The sequence below is a fragment of the Brachymonas sp. KE5 genome, assembly GCF_057773645.1.
The window spans coordinates 1,513,228-1,529,478 of the sequence record NZ_CM173463.1 but is presented as its reverse complement, the minus strand read 5'-3'; the positions used below and the strand labels follow the sequence as shown (position 1 = coordinate 1,529,478).

The 16,251-nt window shown below is 64.7% G+C and carries 16 protein-coding genes and 3 tRNA genes; 7 read left to right on the top strand and 12 right to left on the bottom strand.

Features of this window, described 5'->3' with window-relative positions; translation table 11 throughout:
- The first annotated feature begins 33 nt into the window (after positions 1-33).
- The 4 genes from ACX36O_RS07215 (at position 34) to coaBC (ending at position 3,237) form a co-directional block, all read left to right on the top strand.
- Positions 34-945 (top strand): class I SAM-dependent methyltransferase, encoded by a 912-nt coding sequence (locus ACX36O_RS07215; protein WP_213360778.1) that lies wholly within the window; start codon positions 34-36, stop codon positions 943-945.
- 65 nt (positions 946-1,010) lie between these two features.
- Positions 1,011-1,457 carry a ribonuclease HI gene (gene rnhA, locus ACX36O_RS07210; RefSeq protein ID WP_213360777.1) on the top strand — a complete coding sequence of 149 codons (447 nt, stop codon included), beginning with the start codon at positions 1,011-1,013 and terminating at the stop codon, positions 1,455-1,457.
- 44 nt (positions 1,458-1,501) lie between these two features.
- Entirely contained in the window at positions 1,502-1,966 is a 465-nt protein-coding gene (gene aroQ / locus ACX36O_RS07205; RefSeq protein WP_488359557.1) for a type II 3-dehydroquinate dehydratase, read from the top strand.
- A gap of 11 nt (positions 1,967-1,977) precedes the next feature.
- Positions 1,978-3,237, top strand: a complete 1,260-nt coding sequence (gene coaBC, locus ACX36O_RS07200; RefSeq protein WP_488360234.1) for a bifunctional phosphopantothenoylcysteine decarboxylase/phosphopantothenate--cysteine ligase CoaBC — start codon at positions 1,978-1,980, stop codon at positions 3,235-3,237.
- Between the two features lie 38 nt (positions 3,238-3,275).
- On the opposite strand, the gene earP is transcribed toward coaBC, so the two are convergent.
- Positions 3,276-4,505 carry an elongation factor P maturation arginine rhamnosyltransferase EarP gene (gene earP, locus ACX36O_RS07195; RefSeq protein WP_488359556.1) on the bottom strand — a complete coding sequence of 410 codons (1,230 nt, stop codon included), beginning with the start codon at positions 4,503-4,505 and terminating at the stop codon, positions 3,276-3,278.
- Positions 4,506-4,561: 56 nt separating this feature from the next.
- Here earP and uvrC point away from each other — a divergent pair, with 56 nt between their 5' ends.
- Positions 4,562-6,778: an excinuclease ABC subunit UvrC gene (uvrC, locus tag ACX36O_RS07190; RefSeq protein WP_371686675.1), complete on the top strand. Its 2,217-nt coding sequence runs from the start codon at positions 4,562-4,564 to the stop codon at positions 6,776-6,778.
- A 147-nt stretch (positions 6,779-6,925) separates the two neighbouring features.
- Here uvrC and ACX36O_RS07185 read toward each other — a convergent pair.
- From ACX36O_RS07185 to ACX36O_RS07140, 10 genes are all read right to left on the bottom strand, one after another.
- Positions 6,926-7,001 (bottom strand) — tRNA-His (locus tag ACX36O_RS07185).
- 52 nt (positions 7,002-7,053) lie between these two features.
- Positions 7,054-8,994 (bottom strand): SurA N-terminal domain-containing protein, encoded by a 1,941-nt coding sequence (locus tag ACX36O_RS07180; RefSeq protein WP_488359555.1) that lies wholly within the window; start codon positions 8,992-8,994, stop codon positions 7,054-7,056.
- 79 nt (positions 8,995-9,073) lie between these two features.
- Positions 9,074-9,149: transfer RNA gene (locus ACX36O_RS07175), tRNA-Val, on the bottom strand.
- A gap of 14 nt (positions 9,150-9,163) precedes the next feature.
- Positions 9,164-9,436, bottom strand: coding sequence for an HU family DNA-binding protein (locus tag ACX36O_RS07170; protein ID WP_371686676.1), 273 nt, complete (start codon positions 9,434-9,436; stop codon positions 9,164-9,166).
- A gap of 291 nt (positions 9,437-9,727) precedes the next feature.
- Complete coding sequence (locus tag ACX36O_RS07165) at positions 9,728-10,825, bottom strand: tartrate dehydrogenase (protein WP_371686677.1); 1,098 nt, start codon at positions 10,823-10,825, stop codon at positions 9,728-9,730.
- Positions 10,822-11,721, bottom strand: a complete 900-nt coding sequence (locus ACX36O_RS07160; protein ID WP_213360770.1) for an alpha/beta fold hydrolase — start codon at positions 11,719-11,721, stop codon at positions 10,822-10,824. The genes ACX36O_RS07165 and ACX36O_RS07160 overlap by 4 nt, the downstream gene beginning before the upstream one ends.
- Positions 11,722-11,790: 69 nt before the next feature.
- Positions 11,791-12,357, bottom strand: a complete 567-nt coding sequence (gene pgsA / locus ACX36O_RS07155; RefSeq protein ID WP_213360768.1) for a CDP-diacylglycerol--glycerol-3-phosphate 3-phosphatidyltransferase — start codon at positions 12,355-12,357, stop codon at positions 11,791-11,793.
- A 102-nt stretch (positions 12,358-12,459) separates the two neighbouring features.
- Positions 12,460-13,473 (bottom strand): P1 family peptidase, encoded by a 1,014-nt coding sequence (locus tag ACX36O_RS07150; RefSeq protein ID WP_213360766.1) that lies wholly within the window; start codon positions 13,471-13,473, stop codon positions 12,460-12,462.
- Positions 13,470-14,090, bottom strand: coding sequence for an energy-coupling factor ABC transporter permease (locus ACX36O_RS07145; protein ID WP_213362684.1), 621 nt, complete (start codon positions 14,088-14,090; stop codon positions 13,470-13,472). The genes ACX36O_RS07150 and ACX36O_RS07145 overlap by 4 nt, the downstream gene beginning before the upstream one ends.
- Before the next feature lie 83 nt (positions 14,091-14,173).
- Positions 14,174-14,692, bottom strand: a complete 519-nt coding sequence (locus ACX36O_RS07140; RefSeq protein WP_371686680.1) for a hemerythrin domain-containing protein — start codon at positions 14,690-14,692, stop codon at positions 14,174-14,176.
- A 168-nt stretch (positions 14,693-14,860) separates the two neighbouring features.
- Between ACX36O_RS07140 and ACX36O_RS07135 the strand changes: the two genes are divergently transcribed.
- The gene (locus ACX36O_RS07135; RefSeq protein WP_213360762.1) at positions 14,861-15,316 is read left to right on the top strand and encodes a universal stress protein; all 456 of its coding nucleotides are present in this window, start codon (positions 14,861-14,863) and stop codon (positions 15,314-15,316) included.
- A 66-nt stretch (positions 15,317-15,382) separates the two neighbouring features.
- Positions 15,383-15,458, top strand: a tRNA-Gly gene (locus tag ACX36O_RS07130).
- Between the two features lie 64 nt (positions 15,459-15,522).
- Here ACX36O_RS07130 and alkB read toward each other — a convergent pair.
- Complete coding sequence (gene alkB / locus ACX36O_RS07125; RefSeq protein ID WP_213362683.1) at positions 15,523-16,176, bottom strand: DNA oxidative demethylase AlkB; 654 nt, start codon at positions 16,174-16,176, stop codon at positions 15,523-15,525.
- Positions 16,177-16,251: the final 75 nt, after the last annotated feature.

Genomic DNA, 16,251 nt, shown 5'->3' with positions numbered 1-16,251 from the left:
TGGGTCCGGAGGAAGATTCAATCAAGTCAGGGCATGTCGGAGCAGATTATAGATTTGGCACAATGGTTCCATACCCCCGCTGGCCGCTATTTGCGCGAGTGGGAGCTGCGGCATTGCGATCAGGCGGTGGCCGACTGCTTTGGTTACCATGCGTTGCAAATTGGTGGCGAGACGCTGCCCCTGCTGCGCAACAGCCGCGTCAAGCGGCGCTGGCTGGCCGGTATCGAGACGCCCGAGCCGGCGCTGGCTGCCGATCACGGCTTGCCGGTCGAGGTGCCACAGGCGGTGGATGCCACGCTGGCAGAGGAGCTGGAGGGCCAGGCCTGCATGGGCGACCTGGCGCACGAGGGGCAGATACCGCTCAGCCTGGTGGTCGAGCCGACGGCGCTGCCATTTGCCGAGAGCAGCCTGGATCTGGTGGTGCTGCCGCATACGCTGGAGGCCAGCGCCGATCCGCATGCCACCCTGCGCGAAGTAGCGCGGGTGCTGGTGCCGGAGGGACGGCTGATCGTGATCGGCTTCAATCCCTCCAGCCTGTGGGGCACACAGCAGTGGCACAGCCGCTGGGCCCAGCGCATGGGCAGTGCGGCGCCGCCGTTCATTCCGGACATCGACGACCTCATTGGCCACCGACGCCTGCGCGACTGGCTGCGTCTGCTCAACCTGGAGGTGGACGGCGGACGCTTTGGCGGCTACCGCCCGGGGTTGCGCAGCGCCCGCTGGTACGAGCGCCTGAGCTGGATGGAGCATGCGGGTGACCGCTGGTGGCCGATCCTGGGCGGGGTGTACTTCATCGAGGCGGTGAAGCGGGTACGCGGCGTGCGCATGATCCAGCCGCGCTGGAAACAGGCCAAGCAGGCGCGCGGAACAGTGCCGCTGGCTCAGGGCGAACGCCAGGCCACGCATTGCCGTCCGCCGGCGCGTGACTCCAATCCCCGGTCATAATCTGCGCCTTTGCCGTGCTGCCATTCAGGCCCCGGCATCCAGGACGAACAAAGAGAACAGGTGCAATGGATAACGTGACCATCTATACCGATGGGGCCTGCAAGGGCAACCCGGGGCCGGGCGGCTGGGGCGTGTGGCTGCAGTCGGGGCCGCACAGCAAGGAAATGTTCGGCGGCGAGGCCGAAACTACCAACAACCGCATGGAACTGATGGCGGTGATCCGCGGCCTGCAGGCGCTCAAGCGCCCGTGCCGCGTGGCGCTGTACCTCGACAGCCAGTACGTGCGCCAGGGCATTACCGAGTGGATTCACGGCTGGAAGAAGAAGGGCTGGATCACTGCCAGCAAGCAGCCGGTGAAGAACGCCGAGCTCTGGAAGGAACTCGATGCGCTGGTGCACGGCGGCAAGCACAGGATTGAATGGCACTGGGTGCGTGGCCATGCCGGCGACCCCGGCAACGAAAAAGCCGATGCGCTGGCCAACAAGGGCGTGGACCAGGTTCTGGGGCGCTAGCCGCCTCGGGGTATCATCTGCGCATGACTTTCGTGGTTCCGAACATGACATCAGCTGCTATCAAGACCGTGGTCGTGCTCAACGGCCCCAACCTCAACCTGCTGGGAACGCGCGAGCCGGCCGTGTACGGTTCGGCCACCCTGGCCGACGTGGAACAGCTGTGCCGCAGCGCCTGCGAGCGACACGGCTGGGCGCTGGATTTTCGCCAGAGCAACCACGAGGGCGATCTAGTGGATGCCATCCATGAGGCGGGCCGGCTGCACGCTGCAGGGCAACTGGCAGGCGTGGTGCTCAATGCCGGGGCCTATACGCATACCAGCATTGCGCTGATGGATGCCATCAAGGGCGCCGGCGTGCCGCTGGTGGAGCTGCACATCAGCAATGTGTTTGCACGCGAGGCATTCCGCCATCATTCGTATATTTCCCCTGTCGCCAGGGCCGTGATGTGCGGCTGGGGCGTGCAGGGCTATGCGCTGGCCATCGAGGGCCTGCAGCAGTGGCAGGCTTGAGCGAGGACGCCATGGACACCATTACTCCCGTTGTGCTGGGCGCTGCCCAGAGCGAACTGAACGGCCGCCATGTGCTGCTGGGGCTGACCGGCGGCGTGGCCTGCTACAAATCGGCCGAGCTGTGCCGCCTGCTGATCAAGAGCGGCGCTACCGTGCAGGTGATGATGACCGAGGCAGCCTGCCAGTTCATCACGCCGGTCACCATGCAGGCGCTGTCCGGCCGGCCGGTGGTGCTGAGCCAGTGGGACGCGCGCAGCCCGGACAACATGCCGCATATCCGGATGGGCCGCGAGGCTGACATGATCGTGCTGGCCCCCTGCAGTGCCGATTTCATTGCCCGGCTGGCGCAGGGCAGGGCGGACGAACTGGTGAGCCTGACCTGTCTGGCGCGCCCGGCAGGCAAGCCGCTGCTGGTGGCGCCGGCCATGAATCGCGAGATGTGGGCGCATCCGGCCACGCAGCGCAATCTGGCGCAGATCATGCAGGATGGCGCGCAGGTGCTGGGCGTGGGCCATGGCGAGCAGGCCTGTGGCGAGGTGGGCGATGGCCGCATGCTCGAGCCGCAGCAACTGCACGACCTGATCGTGGCCAGCTTTGCGCCCAAGGTGCTGGCGGGGCAGAACGTGCTGGTCACTGCGGGACCGACCTTCGAGGCCATTGATCCGGTCCGCGGCATTACCAACCATTCCAGCGGCAAGATGGGCTTTGCCATTGCGCGTGCCGCACAGGAGGCGGGTGCCAGGGTCATGCTGGTGGCCGGGCCGGTGCATCTGCCGACGCCGCAGGGCGTGAGCCGCATCGATGTGCAGTCGGCCCAGCAGATGCTGGAGGCGGTGCAGCGTGTGTTGCCGGAATATGGCGTGTTTGTCGCAACCGCAGCGGTGGCCGACTGGCGCACGGCCAATGTGTCGGAGCAGAAGCTCAAGAAGGACGGCAGCGGCCAGCCGCCGGCCCTGCAATTTGTCGAAAACCCCGACATCCTGGCGATAGTGGCACGCACCCCGCAGGCGCAAGCCGGCACGCTGTACTGCGTGGGCTTTGCGGCCGAAAGCCACGATCTGGAGGCCAATGCCCAGGCCAAGCGCCTGCGCAAGCAGGTGCCGCTGCTGGTGGGCAATATCGGGCCGGCCACTTTCGGCAAGGATGACAATGCCTTGCTGCTGGTGGACGAGCAGGGCACAACCGAACTGCCGCATGCCAGCAAGCGCGTGCTGGCGCAGCAACTGGTGGCGGAGATCGCGCGCCGCCTGCCGGATACGCTGCGGGCCTGAGCAAGCCCCAGCCGGAGGGGCTGTCTGTACTGCCTGGCTTATGCCGGCGCAGTGCCTGTGAGTGCGGTGGCGCAAGTCTTCCCGGCCAGTGACAGCACTTGACTCACCAGATCGTCCTGCTCCATCAGGCGGGTACGTGCGGCCTGCACGCAGGATTGCCAATCCAGAAGACGCGCCGGAACGAGTGCCGGCAACGGCCCCTCGGTGATGCCGTTCCAGATCCGGTGAAATTCGCGGAGATCGTCCGGCGCCTGCAGCCAGTCCAGAAACGCCTCCAGCTTGGCATGGTGCGCATCGTCGTCCTGCGGGTAGATGTGCCAGACAAAGGGCTGGCCCGCCCACAGCGCGCGCACCAGCGAATCTTCGCCGCGGACGCAGTTGACATGGCTGCTCCACAGCACTTCGTCAAATCCGCTCTGGTCCAGCCAGGGCAGGGGAGTGAGCCGGCACTGGCCATGGTGTTCGGGCAGTGTGCTGGTACCCAGGATGCGCAGCAGTTCCTGATGGCTACGGCCTTGGAATACCAGCAAGGTGCTCGGGCGTTCGGCAAGCTGTGCGAGCAGCGCCGGCAAGGGCTGTGGCTCGTAGCAGAACAGGCTGACGACCAGAGGCTCGGCTTCGGCTCCCGGCTTCGTGGCGGCCGCCGGATCATGAGCGACAGGCGTGGCACTTTCACCGGTCAAGGCCTCGAGAAACCGGGAGGCCGGGAACCGCTGCTGTCGCTGCGGCAGGGCCATTTCGCGCAACAGGCCGCCTGTGTCAGCGGTAAAGCCGGGGTAGAAGAATTGCTTGACCAAACCCGCAGCGGGCCCCTGCATGACGGGCGAAGGCAGGCCATGGCAGCGCGCCACGTAGGCCTCTGCCGAGAGGTATTCCAGATTCAGCCATAGCCCTGTTCGCTCAGGGGCGGACGAAGCATGCGAGGCGGCCCACCAGGCCTGAACGCTGTCCTCCAGTGTGCAGCCAAAGGCTTCGATCAGCACGTCGCCAGCCCTGTCCGGCAGCTCTTGGGCGTTCAGCGGCGCTTGCCAGCGGCGTATGTCCACGCCGGCTGCCCCTTGCGGCGCCATCCAATGCAGGCACTCCGGCTGGTCGATCCACAGGCGCACGCGTTGCCCGCGCTCCGCCAGCCCGGCCGCCAGCCGCCAGCAGACGCCGGCGTCGCCGTAGTTGTCGATCACGGTGCAGAAAATGTCCCATTGCCAGGACCGAAAATCCGCACACTCTCGGATGCAGGACGGTAGGGGAATGAAAGCCGGAAATCGCATGCCCTGCATTGTCCCTGATTGCATCGTCGGTGTTGCCGCCTTCTACAATCCAGAACATGCCGCGACGATCCTCTGCACCGCCCTCCGAAGCTCCCGAATTGCCTGCGCCGAACCGCGTGCCGCAAGTCGAAGAGGTGTTGGCGGGCGCATCCGAAGGAGCGCATGGAGCGGATCAGGTGCAGGAGCAAGAACAGGCGCCGGCCCCCTCCCGCCACTCCGCCGAACTGCTCGCCCAGGTCGCCGCCTTGCCGTCGCTGCCCGGCGTGTACCGTTACTTCGATGCCGATGACCAGGTGCTCTATGTCGGCAAGGCCGTGCATCTCAAACGGCGCGTGTCCAGCTACTTCCAGAAGGACCATGGCGGCACGCGCATCGGCTTCATGGTCGGCAAGATTGCCCGGCTGGAAGTGACCGTGGTGCGCTCCGAAGCCGAGGCCCTCATCCTCGAGAACAACCTGATCAAGACGCTCAAGCCGCGCTACAACATCCTGTTCCGCGACGACAAGAGCTATCCCTACCTGAAACTCACGGCCGTCACTGCCACGCCGCGCGCCGACGACTCCCCGCAGCCCGGCGACTACCCGCGCATGGCCTATTACCGCGGCGCCACTGACCGCAAGCACAGCTACTTCGGCCCGTACCCGAACGCCTGGGCGGTGAAGGAAACCATCCAGCTGATGCAGAAGGTGTTCCGCCTGCGTACCTGCGAGGACTCGGTGTTTGCCAACCGCACGCGGCCCTGCCTGCTGTACCAGATCAAGCGCTGCAGCGGCCCCTGCGTGGGCCTGATCACGCCGGAAGACTACGCCCAGGACGTGGCCCATGCGCGCGATTTTCTCGACGGCGCCACCGACAGCGTGATGAAGAAGCTGCAGAAGCGGATGATGGCCCATTCCGAACGGCTGGAATTCGAGCAGGCCGGCGAAGTGCGCGACCAGCTGGCGGCGCTCAGCCGCATCCTGCACCAGCAGGCGGTGGAGTCCACCTCGTCCGACAAGGATGTGGACGTGCTGGCGATTCGCCTGCAGGGCGGCAAGGCCTGTGTCAACCTGGCCATGGTGCGAGGCGGGCGTCATCTGGGCGACAAGCCGCATTTTCCGTCACAGCTCGATGACGCCGCCAAGCTGGTGGAACTGGAAGCGCAGGAGGGCGCCCAACAGCCCGAGCACCGGCTGGAGCAGGCCGTGCTGGAGGCCTTCGTTGCGCAACACTACCTGGGGGCCGACATGCCGCCGGTGCTGGTCACGAACGTCCCTTTGTCGCCGGCACTGGTCGAGGCCCTGGCAACACAGGCCGGCCACAAGGTTACCGCCATCCACCAGCCACGCGAGCATCGCCGCGTCTGGCTGCAGATGGCCGAACAGAACGCGGCGCTGCAACTGGCCCGCCTGCTGGCCGAAGAAGGCTCGCAGAAGGCGCGAACCCGGGCTTTGGCCGACGCGCTGGGACTGGAGACCGAGCAACTGGACACGTTGCGCATCGAATGCTTCGATATTTCGCATACGGCGGGCGAGGCAACGCAGGCTTCGTGCGTGGTGTTCGAGCAGCACGCCATGCAGTCCGGCCAGTACCGTCGCTTCACCATCCAGGGCATCACGCCGGGCGACGATTACGCTGCCATGCGCCAAGTGCTGCTGCGCCGCTATGGCAAGCTGGCCGAGCAGATGCGGGAGCTGGGCGGGCAGGAGCAATTGCCTTCAGACGGAGAAGTCGCTGCAGACAATGTGGGCGCAGAGATTGCGCTGGATTCAGCTGCAAGTCCGGAAACGGCGGCAGCGGCCCCTGCAAATGCCGGGGCCGGTAGTACGTCCCGCTCTGCGCTGCGCTGGCCCGACATCGTGCTGATCGACGGTGGCAAAGGCCAGGTGGCGGTTGCGCGCGAGGTGTTCCAGGAACTGGGCATCGAACTGTCCCGCATTGTCGGTGTGGAAAAGGGGGAGGGACGCAAGGTCGGCCTGGAAGAACTGGTGTTTGCCGATGGCCGCGACAAGGTCTGGCTGGGCAAGGACTCGGCCGCGCTGATGCTCGTGGCGCAGATACGGGATGAAGCGCACCGGTTTGCCATTACCGGCATGCGTGCCCGCCGGGCCAAGGTACGCACGGGTGGCAGCCGGCTGGAAGACATTCCCGGTATCGGCCCCAAGCGCCGTGCACGCCTGCTGCAGCGCTTTGGCGGTGTGGCGGGGGTGGCGCGAGCCTCCGAGGCAGATCTGGCGAGCGTCGAGGGGATTTCCGAGGAGCTGGCAGGTCAGATTTACCGGGCATTGCATTGAGGGGAGCCGGCTGGACGTGGTCGGCGCGGCGGCGTTGGCGATCGGATTTAGCCAAAACGGCAAAGCAGGGCGGCCGGCCAACCGGATTCAAGCCATCCTGAAAAAGAAAAAGCCTTGCAACTCATTGAATTGCAAGGCTTTTTTATCTGGGGTGGCTGATGGGGCTCGAACCCACGACAACAGGAATCACAATCCTGGACTCTACCAACTGAGCTACAGCCACCAGAAAGAAAGAATTATAGCCTGATTTTTACCAGTTTCCAAAATTTTTGCGATCAGGCAGCAGATGCTGCACTTGCCGGTTTGGCGGCAGGCTTCTGCACCTTGTATTCCACCTTGAGCAGCTTCTTCAGCGACTCGTAGTAGGCCAGCAGTTCCACTTCGTTCTGGGCCTGGGCCACCTGCGGGTATTGTTGCTTCTGCAGCTCGGCCATGCCGCCCTCCGGTGCCAGCACCTTGTTCACACGCACCACAGCGTAGCCCTGCTTGCCCAGGTCAGCTCCTTCGAATCCGGGCAGCTTGGCGCGGTCTGCACGCAGGGCGGCTGTTACCACGGCAGACGGCTGGTTGGTGGTCATCACGCGGGCGACGGTCAGCGTTTCGCCGCCGGCAGCAGCCTGCGCCGGATTGGCGCGCCATTCCTTCAGCTTTGCTTCGCCAGCGGCCTTGGCCAGTTCGGCAGACCTGGTCTGCACAAAGGCCTGGGTGACCTGCGGCTTGATCTCTGTCAGCGGCTTGGTCTGTGCCGGTGCATAGCTCAGGATGCGGCCCACGGCCATCTGGTTGGGGCCGATCTCGATGGCGTTGGTATTGCTCTTCTTGCTCAGGGACTCGGGCGCGAACACGGCCTGCAGGAAGCGCGTGTTGGCCAGTGCGCCCTCGGCGCCGGCAGCGGGAGCGCGGCCAATGCCGGAAGCGGTGTGCACCTGCAGGCCCAGCTTGTCGGCAATGGGCTTGAGTGCCTGCGGATCCTTGAACACGCCGTCGGACAGTTCTTCGGCGGCTTCGGCGAACTTCTGCTGTGCCTGCTGCTTGCGCAGTTCGGCTTCGATTTCGGCCTTGTGGCTTTCGAAATCACCTGCCGCACCGCCCTGGATGCCGGTCAGCTGGATGATGTGGTAGCCAAAGTCGGATTCCACCACACCGCTGATCTCTCCCTGCTTGAGGGCGAAGACGGCGTCGGAGAAGGGCTTGACCATGGCCTGGCGATCGAAGAAACCCAGGTCGCCACCGTTCACAGCGGAACCGGTGTCCTGCGAGTATTTCTTCGCCAGTTCGGCAAATGCTGCGGGATTCTTGCGCACTTCGGCCAGCACTTCCTCGGCCTTCTTGCGTGCGGCGGCACGGGCTGCCGGGTCGACAGCCGCATTGGCTTCGATCAGGATGTGGCTGGCACGGCGCTGTTCGGCCTGGCCCAGGCGATCCTTGTTCTGTTCGTAATAGGTGCGCAGGTCGCCTTCGGCAATGGTCATGCGCTTTTCGACGGCGGGCAGGTCGAGCACCACGTATTCGATGCTGGCCTGTTCGGCCGTCTTGAACTGCGCCGCATGCTGCGTGTAGTAGGCTTGCAGGGCGGCATCATCCACTTTCACCTGGGCGGCAAAGTCGGCCGGGTTGAAGCGCGTTACCTGGATCTCGCGGCGCTCGAAGAATGGGCGCATCACCAGATCGGCAGAAGCCGCCGGAATCCAGCCACCGGCGTTGACGGCGCCCAGCACCACCTGGCGCTGCGCCAGTTGCGCACGCGTCATCGCTTCGTAGCCCTGCGGGGTCATGCCCTGGCGCTCCAGCAGTTCCTTGTAGCGGGCATCATCCAGCTTGCCATCGGGGCCACGCAGCGCAGCGATGGCGGGATCGGCCATCAGTTCCTTGGCCAGGCGCTGGTCGCTCACGTAGAGCTTGAGCTTGTTGGCGGCGCCGGCCAGCACGCGCTGCTGGATCATGCGTTCAAGCGTGGCGAACTTGGCTTCGGGCGAATCCAGCAGGGCTGGGTCGATGCCGGGGTTGGCGGCACGCAGCTGCTCGGCCTCGCGGCGGTGCTGTTCGTCCCATTCGCCCTGGGTGATCTTGTTGCCATCGACCAATGCCACGGCGGCATGGCTGGCATCGTTCATGCGCTGGTAGTTTTCGATGCCGAAGAACACGAAGGAGGGAATGATGAGCGCGAACAGCAGGATCATCATCCACTTGTTGTGCTTGCGAATCGTTTCAAACATGCATTGAATCCTGCGTTTTGGGTGTGTGGGGCAATAAAAAAGGCGAACCGATGTTCGCCTTTTTTTACATTCAGATGGATGGTGGGTGCTGACGGGGTCGAACCGCCGACCTACGCCTTGTAAGGGCGCCGCTCTACCAACTGAGCTAAGCACCCCATCTGAAAACCGATCAATTCAGGGCGTCTTTCAGGCCTTTACCGGGACGGAATTTCGGAATTCTAGCAGCTTTAATGTCGATTTCTTCGCCGGTGCGAGGATTGCGACCCGTACGAGCAGCGCGCTTGCCGACGGCAAACGTGCCAAAGCCCACCAGCGACACTGTGCCGCCCTTTTTCAGGGTGGTGGTCACTGCGCCGATGGCAGCGTCCAGCGCGCGCGTGGCAGCAGCCTTGGAGATGTCGGCATTTTTGGCAATGTGCTCGATCAGTTCGGTCTTGTTCACAAAAATCCCCTTGTGTTCTTTGTTGCCCGTCGGGTGCTTCCGGCAAGGGAGGCACCGCGGGAAAGTCGGCTAGTATAGCAACGAAACCGGTACTTCCGAGGGCGCGTTGCGCACAGGCAAGGGCGGCTGGGCGAACCGCTTGCCGGCTTGTGCCAGCGCTCGGCAGTATGACGCATTGTAGCCGGCTTTCTGCCTCTCTCCGGGCCGGGCTGGCAGGGGGTTGCGACATGCCTGTGACAAACGCACGGACAGCTTGACGCAAGTCAATCTTACGCTCCCGATAAACCGTCTTCAGCCACGCTCCAGCTGTTCCGCGATGCTGCGCCCCAGGTCGCCGGTACGGGCATTGCCGCCCAGATCAGGCGTGCGTGGCGCCCCGCTGTCCGGCTGCAGCACCGCTTCGATGGCGCGCACGATGGCATCGTGTGCAGCGCGATAGCCGAGGAAATTCAGCATCATCGCCCCGGCCCAGATCTGGCCGATTGGATTGGCGATGCCGCGCCCTGCAATGTCCGGCGCCGAGCCGTGCACCGGCTCGAACAGCGAGGGAAGGCGCCGCGTGGGATTGAGGTTGGCGCTCGGTGCAATGCCGATGGTACCGGTGCAGGCCGGGCCCAGGTCACTCAGGATGTCGCCGAACAGGTTGCTTGCCACCACCACGTCGAAATAGTCCGGCCGCTGCACGAAGTGGGCGGTCAGGATGTCGATGTGGAACTTGTCCACCACCACTTCCGGATACTGCTTCGCCATGGCCGCCACGCGCTCGTCCCAGTAGGGCATGGTGATGGCAATGCCGTTGGACTTGGTGGCGCTGGTGAGGTGCTTCTTGGGGCGCGAAAGCGCCAGCTCGAAGGCGAAGCGCAGCACCCGGTCCACCCCCACACGCGTCATGACAGTTTCCTGCATCACCAGTTCGCGTTCGCTGCCCTCGAACATGCGCCCGCCGATGGCGGAATATTCCCCTTCGGTGTTTTCGCGCACGATCAGCATGTCGATCTCGCCGGGCTGGCGCGGGCTTCCATCCTTGCGCACCACGGGGGCGATCACGCCCGGCATCAGGCGGGCAGGGCGCAGGTTGATGTACTGGTCGAACTCCCGGCGGAACAGCAGCAGTGATTCCCACAGCGAGATGTGGTCCGGAATCTTCTCCGGCCAGCCAACAGCGCCAAAGAAGATCGCGTCATGCCGGCCGATCTGCTCCTTCCAGTCGTCCGGCAGCATGCGGCCGTGACGCTCGTAGTAATCCCAGCAGGCAAAGTCGAAATGGTCGAACGCCAGCGGGATGTCGAAACGGCGTGCTGCCACCTGCAGCACACGCAGGCCCTCGGGCATCACTTCCTGGCCGATGCCGTCGCCGGGAATCACGGCAATGCGGTGTGCCTTGCTCATGCGGAAGTCTCCAGAAAGAATGCGAGGGCTTCGTCCAGCAGGGGCTGCGGTGCCTCTTCGGGAATGTAGTGGCCGCTGGGCAGCGTGCCGTAGCTGACGTTTTCGGCGCGCTGCTGCCAGAGCGCCAGCACGTCGAAGCTGGGATGCACCACGCCTTGCGCACCGCACAGCACGCGCAGGGTTTGCGTGAGCTTGCGCCCTGCGGCCACGTCTTCGCGGTCATGCTCCAGGTCGATGCTGGCGGCGGCGCGGTAGTCTTCGCACATGGCGTGCACAAAGCCTTCCTGCAAGGCACAGCGCTCGTATTCGCGCAGGGCTTCGGGCGCAAAACCCTCCATGCCCGCGTGGCGACTGCCCATCACGCTGTGCAGATAGGCCACCGGATCGGCGCCGATCAGTGTTTCGGGCAAGGGCGCAGGCTGGATCAGGAAGAACCAGTGCCAGTAGGCACGCGCAAAGGCCTCTGTTGTGCCCTGGTACATGGCAAGCGTGGGCGCAATGTCCAGCAGCATCATGCGTTCGACTGCATGGGGGTGATCCACGCCCAGGCGATGCGCCACGCGTGCGCCGCGGTCGTGCGCCAGCACATGAAAGCGTCCGAAGCCGTGGTGCAGCATTACGGCCAGTACATCGAGCGCCATTTCGCGCTTGCTGTAGGGCAGGTGCTGGGCATCGGATGGCGGCTTGTCCGAATCGCCATAGCCGCGCAGGTCCATCAGCACCACGTGGAAATGCTGTGCCAGCGGAGCTGCGATCCGGTGCCAGATCGCATGGGTCTGCGGGTGGCCGTGCAGCAGTACCAGCGCGGGCGCATGGTCATCGCTGTGGCGGCGGATGCGGCTGTGCAGCCGCACGCCGCGGCGTGTCACATCAAAGCGGGTGAATCCTTCGAACATCTCCCCCTCCCGATGCGGCGGGACGGGTCCGGCCGCTGCAACTGGACGACGCGCCCGGCAGCGCGCCGCTTATTTCACCTTGGCGCGGATTTCGGGCAGCGCCTTCTGCAGGTAGTAGCCCATGGACCACACCGTGAGAATCACCGCAGCCCACAGCAGCCAGTAGCCCCACAGGCGCGTGTCGATCCTCTCGAGCAGCACGCCGTCGTACAGCAGGAACGGAATGGCCACCATCTGCACCGTGGTCTTGAGCTTGCCGATCATGTGCACGGCCACGCTGCGCGAAGCGCCGATCTGCGCCATCCATTCACGCAGCGCGGAGATGGCGATTTCGCGGCCGATAATGATGAGGGCGGCAAAGACGTCGGCACGGCCCAGGTGCACCAGGATCAGCATGCTTGCGCAGACTAGAAACTTGTCGGCGACCGGATCGAGAAAGGCACCGAAGGCCGACGTCTGGTTCAGGCGGCGGGCCAGAAAGCCGTCGAACCAGTCGGTGACGGCAGCCGCAATGAACAGGCCGGCGGCCAGCACGTTCTGTGCGCCCGGCGACAGAGGCAGATAGAACACCGCAACTAGCAGCGGTATGGCAACAATGCGCGCCCAGGTCAGGCTGGTGGGAAGATTGAGGAACATGCGGTATCAGGGTGGGGCAATGCAGACTGCCGTACTAGTTGCCGATTGTGTCACGGATTTGCGTGCGCCCCGGATGCACGGCAGCATTTGTCCCTTCGGCTCTTACACCGTCTGCCAGTCGCTGGCCGCCGGCAAGGCCAGATCCCCCACGTGCACCGTGCGCGCACTGCGCAGAGCCACCTGCACTGCTCGCTGAGTGGCTTCGGCGGCCATGGCGCCCAGGGTGATCATGTCGGGCGCCTGCTCCGCACCGGCAGCGCCGGTGGACAGAGCGAACAGGGTGTCCCCGTCCAGCATCGTATGCACCGGCGTGATGCAGCGCGCCAGGCCGTCATGCCCGGCCAGCGCCAGGCGTTGCAGTTGCGCCTTGTCCAGGCGTGCATCGGTGGCAATCACGCCGATGGTGGTATTGGTGCCGGGCAAGGCAAACTGCGGATGCTCTCCCTCCAGCAGGCTGCGCGTAGTGTCGCGCAGGGCACTGCCATCGGCCGTACGCGCGCCGGCCAGGATGCTGCCGTCCGGTGCCAGCACGTCGCCCACGGCGTTGACCGCCACCAGGGCGCCCACCGTCACGCCATGCACCGTCACACTGGCGGAGCCGATGCCGCCCTTCATGGCGCAACCATGGCCGAACAGCTTGCCCACCGTGGCACCGGCACCGGCGCCGACGTTGCCGGTCGCGCAGGGCGTGTTTCCGGCTGCCTGGCAGGCGGCACGCCCGGCTGCAGCGTCCGGCCGGATTGCCGCATCGCCCACGGTAAGGTCGAACAGCACTGCCGCCGGCACGATGGGGACACGGCCAACGCCGACATCCAGGCCGTAGCCCTGTTCTTCCAGCCATTCGGCCACTCCGGTGGCGGCTGCCAGTCCCCAGGCGCTGCCGCCGCTGAGCACGACGGCGTGCACCTGTTCCACCAGATTGCCGGGGCGCAGCAGATCGGTTTCGCGCGTGCCGGGCGCGGCGCCGCGCACATCCACGGCGGCGACCGCTCCTTGCGGCGTCAGCACCACGCTGCAACCCGTCGGGCGCAGATCCGAAGTGAAGTGCCCCACCTGCAATCCCCGCACCCGGGTGATGCAGCCAGTGTCAGGGAGGGTGGAGGCAGTGTGTGTCATTTGTGCAGATAGAGGTTGTCGGACCAGGTGGCCAGCCACTGGGGGCGGAAAGCAACGAAGATGGCACTGAACATGCCGGTCATGAAGGCTTCGCCCCAGGCCATCATCCAGTGCGCGGTAGTGACCAGGCCGGGCTCTATATTGGGGAGATCGGCACCCGCCCATTCGCCCAGCAGACTGGCGCCAAAAGTGCTCACTGCCGTCACGATGAAGCCGCGGCCCAGCGTATACACGAATACATGCGGGCCGATATAGCGCCGCAGCAGGGCTCCCAGCCACAGCGCAATGGTGGCGGGAAGCACGCCGATCCAGAAGGCGTTGGCGATCAGCGCTTCAACCGGAGCCGGGGCTACCAGGCCGGACAAGGCGGCAATCAGGCAGATCACCGGCACGGCCAGCGGCCAGCCCAGCATCAGCAGGATCAGGCAGGAGCCCGACAGGATCAGCGGGATCGGCATGCTGTGCATGCGCGGCAGCGCCCACAGCCACGGAAAGAACACCAGGCTGGCCAGCAGCGGAGTGGCCAGATTGCCTCCGCTCAGCATGCGCCAAGGACGCAGGCTGAAAGCCAGCGCCAAGGCCGCCAGCAGAGGCAGCCATTCCCAGTTGAGTTCCATCATGGCGTGGATGATACAGCGCGGCGCAGGCACGCAGCCTGCGCATCAGGGGCACAGCAATCTGGCCGGCAGGCGGCGGCGGGTCAGGCGCTGGCAGGAGTGGGGGCCGTGTCTGCGGCAGGCACGTTTTCGTCGGAACAGGTTTCGCCGCCGCAGCCATGGATCAGCTCGCCGGGCAACAGCTCGGGGTGGGCGATGCTGCCGCTGACCGGGTCGTAGCCCACGCGCTTGAGGTGCCAGGCCAGCGCGGCGTCCATGCTGTCGGCATGCTGCGGGAACCAGGTGGTCAGTTCGGCGGCCATCTGGCGCACGATGTTGCGGTGGCCTTGCTGGCCATAGCGCAGGCCGTCGCGCATCACGTCGAGCACCGCCTTGTGGTGCGTGGTGTGGCAGTTGCCGGCGGCAAAACGGGTTTCCACCATCCAGCGGTTTTCGTTGTCGAAGTGCACCTGGGTGTGATCGATCAGTTCTTCCCACTTGGCCAGCAGGGTGTCGTCGGGGGCCTGCTGCACCTCGGCCAGCAGATCCACGAATTCGATGTGGGTCTGGTCCATGGCGCCTACGCCCAGCGCCAGATCATCGCTCCATTGCAGTGTGCTCACATGCTTCTCCCTATGCATTCCGGATGTCAGTCGATAGTGTAATCACAGCGTTGTGCACGTCGCTTGATGCCGGTCAGGAACAGGGGGACGGCTGCGGTTACACTAGGCACAGAAACAACGCATTGGCTGGCTCTGTGCGCAGCCCTTCAACTATAGAGAGGAGTCAACATGTTCAAGCACATTCTTCTGCCGGTCGATGGTTCCAGCACTGCATCGCTGGCCGTTACCAAGGCTCTTGCCATGGCCAAGGCCTTCGGCAGCAAGGTGACGGCGCTCTACGTGCTCGATCCGTATCCCTTCGCCAGCGCAGGCCCCGACTTTGCCTTCGGCCAGGCCCAGTACCTGTCCGCAGTCAATACCGAAGCCGAGCAGGCCCTGAAGGAAGTGGCAGAAGCATTCGCAGCCGAAGGCGTGACGGTCGACACCGTGACGGTGGATGCCTACGCCGTGTGGAAGGGCATCATCGACACCTCCGACGAAGTCGGCGCCGACGTGATCGTGATGGGCTCGCATGGTCGCCGCGGCGTCGAGAAGCTGATGCTGGGCAGCGTGGCACAGCGCGTGGTTTCGCACGCCCACAACTCCGTGCTGATCGTTCACCACGGCGCCAAGGCCGCCGCCTGAGATTTTTCCGGAATTTTTTGCCTTGCTTGCAAAAATCGAAAAAATCAGCATACAATAGCGGCTTCCGCGGGAATAGCTCAGTTGGTAGAGCGCAACCTTGCCAAGGTTGAGGTCGCGAGTTCGAGCCTCGTTTCCCGCTCCATACAAGAAAAGCCAGTGCAAGCAATTGCACTGGCTTTTTGCTTTGTGGTCGGCAACAAAGGTGTTCAGAGCGCCTTGCGGAAGGTCAGGTTGAGCCGGCGCGCGCCGGTTTGCGGGTGCGGCTCGCCCCGCACGGCCAGCACGCCGTGGTAGCGCAGCCGGTCTGCGCCTCCCCACACCACCACATCGCCATGGTGCAGCAGCACGCGCTGCACGGGATCGCTGCGTCGCAGGCCGCCAAACTGGAAAGTGGCGCTCATGCCCAGCGAGACGGACACGATGGGCGCCTGCAGGTCGCGTTCGTCACGATCCTGGTGCAGGCCCATGCGCGCGCCCATCGGGTATTCGTTGATCAGGCAGACGTCGGGTTCGTAACCGGCAAAGCCGGCTGCCTGTGCGGCGGATTGCGCCAGCACTTTCCAGCTCTCAGGCAGCGCCGGCCAGGGATTTCCGCTGGCGGGATCGGTGGCGGTATACCGATAGCCGCGCGTGTCCGATGTCCAGCCTGCGGCACCCGCGTTACTGATGCCGACGGACATGGTTTTTCCTCCTGGAACCTGCATGCAGCGCGGAGGCGTTTGGGCATGCAGGCGGGCGATATCCCGCAGCAGTTGCTCGGCCTGCGGCAGCGCGAAGCCACGCAGCAGCACGGCCTGGGCCGCAAGCGGAATGCGCTCGGCAGCGTCGGCGGGCTCGAAAAGGTCGGCAGTGAAGGACATGGACGGAGAGATGTCACCGGACTGAAACATGGAGTGGTTACTGTATGTAACCATTCCCGAACTTCATCCAGCAAA

What these genes read in the sequence shown, in the direction of transcription:
- ACX36O_RS07215 (WP_213360778.1), top strand. Translation starts at nt 34, where the DNA reads ATGTCGGAGCAGATTATAGATTTGGCACAATGGTTCCATACCCCCGCT.
- rnhA (WP_213360777.1), top strand. Translation starts at nt 1,011, where the DNA reads ATGGATAACGTGACCATCTATACCGATGGGGCCTGCAAGGGCAACCCG.
- aroQ (WP_488359557.1), top strand. Translation starts at nt 1,502, where the DNA reads ATGACATCAGCTGCTATCAAGACCGTGGTCGTGCTCAACGGCCCCAAC.
- coaBC (WP_488360234.1), top strand. Translation starts at nt 1,978, where the DNA reads ATGGACACCATTACTCCCGTTGTGCTGGGCGCTGCCCAGAGCGAACTG.
- earP (WP_488359556.1), bottom strand. Translation starts at nt 4,505, where the DNA reads ATGCGATTTCCGGCTTTCATTCCCCTACCGTCCTGCATCCGAGAGTGT.
- uvrC (WP_371686675.1), top strand. Translation starts at nt 4,562, where the DNA reads ATGCCGCGACGATCCTCTGCACCGCCCTCCGAAGCTCCCGAATTGCCT.
- ACX36O_RS07180 (WP_488359555.1), bottom strand. Translation starts at nt 8,994, where the DNA reads ATGTTTGAAACGATTCGCAAGCACAACAAGTGGATGATGATCCTGCTG.
- ACX36O_RS07165 (WP_371686677.1), bottom strand. Translation starts at nt 10,825, where the DNA reads ATGAGCAAGGCACACCGCATTGCCGTGATTCCCGGCGACGGCATCGGC.
- ACX36O_RS07160 (WP_213360770.1), bottom strand. Translation starts at nt 11,721, where the DNA reads ATGTTCGAAGGATTCACCCGCTTTGATGTGACACGCCGCGGCGTGCGG.
- pgsA (WP_213360768.1), bottom strand. Translation starts at nt 12,357, where the DNA reads ATGTTCCTCAATCTTCCCACCAGCCTGACCTGGGCGCGCATTGTTGCC.
- ACX36O_RS07150 (WP_213360766.1), bottom strand. Translation starts at nt 13,473, where the DNA reads ATGACACACACTGCCTCCACCCTCCCTGACACTGGCTGCATCACCCGG.
- ACX36O_RS07145 (WP_213362684.1), bottom strand. Translation starts at nt 14,090, where the DNA reads ATGGAACTCAACTGGGAATGGCTGCCTCTGCTGGCGGCCTTGGCGCTG.
- ACX36O_RS07135 (WP_213360762.1), top strand. Translation starts at nt 14,861, where the DNA reads ATGTTCAAGCACATTCTTCTGCCGGTCGATGGTTCCAGCACTGCATCG.
- alkB (WP_213362683.1), bottom strand. Translation starts at nt 16,176, where the DNA reads ATGTCCTTCACTGCCGACCTTTTCGAGCCCGCCGACGCTGCCGAGCGC.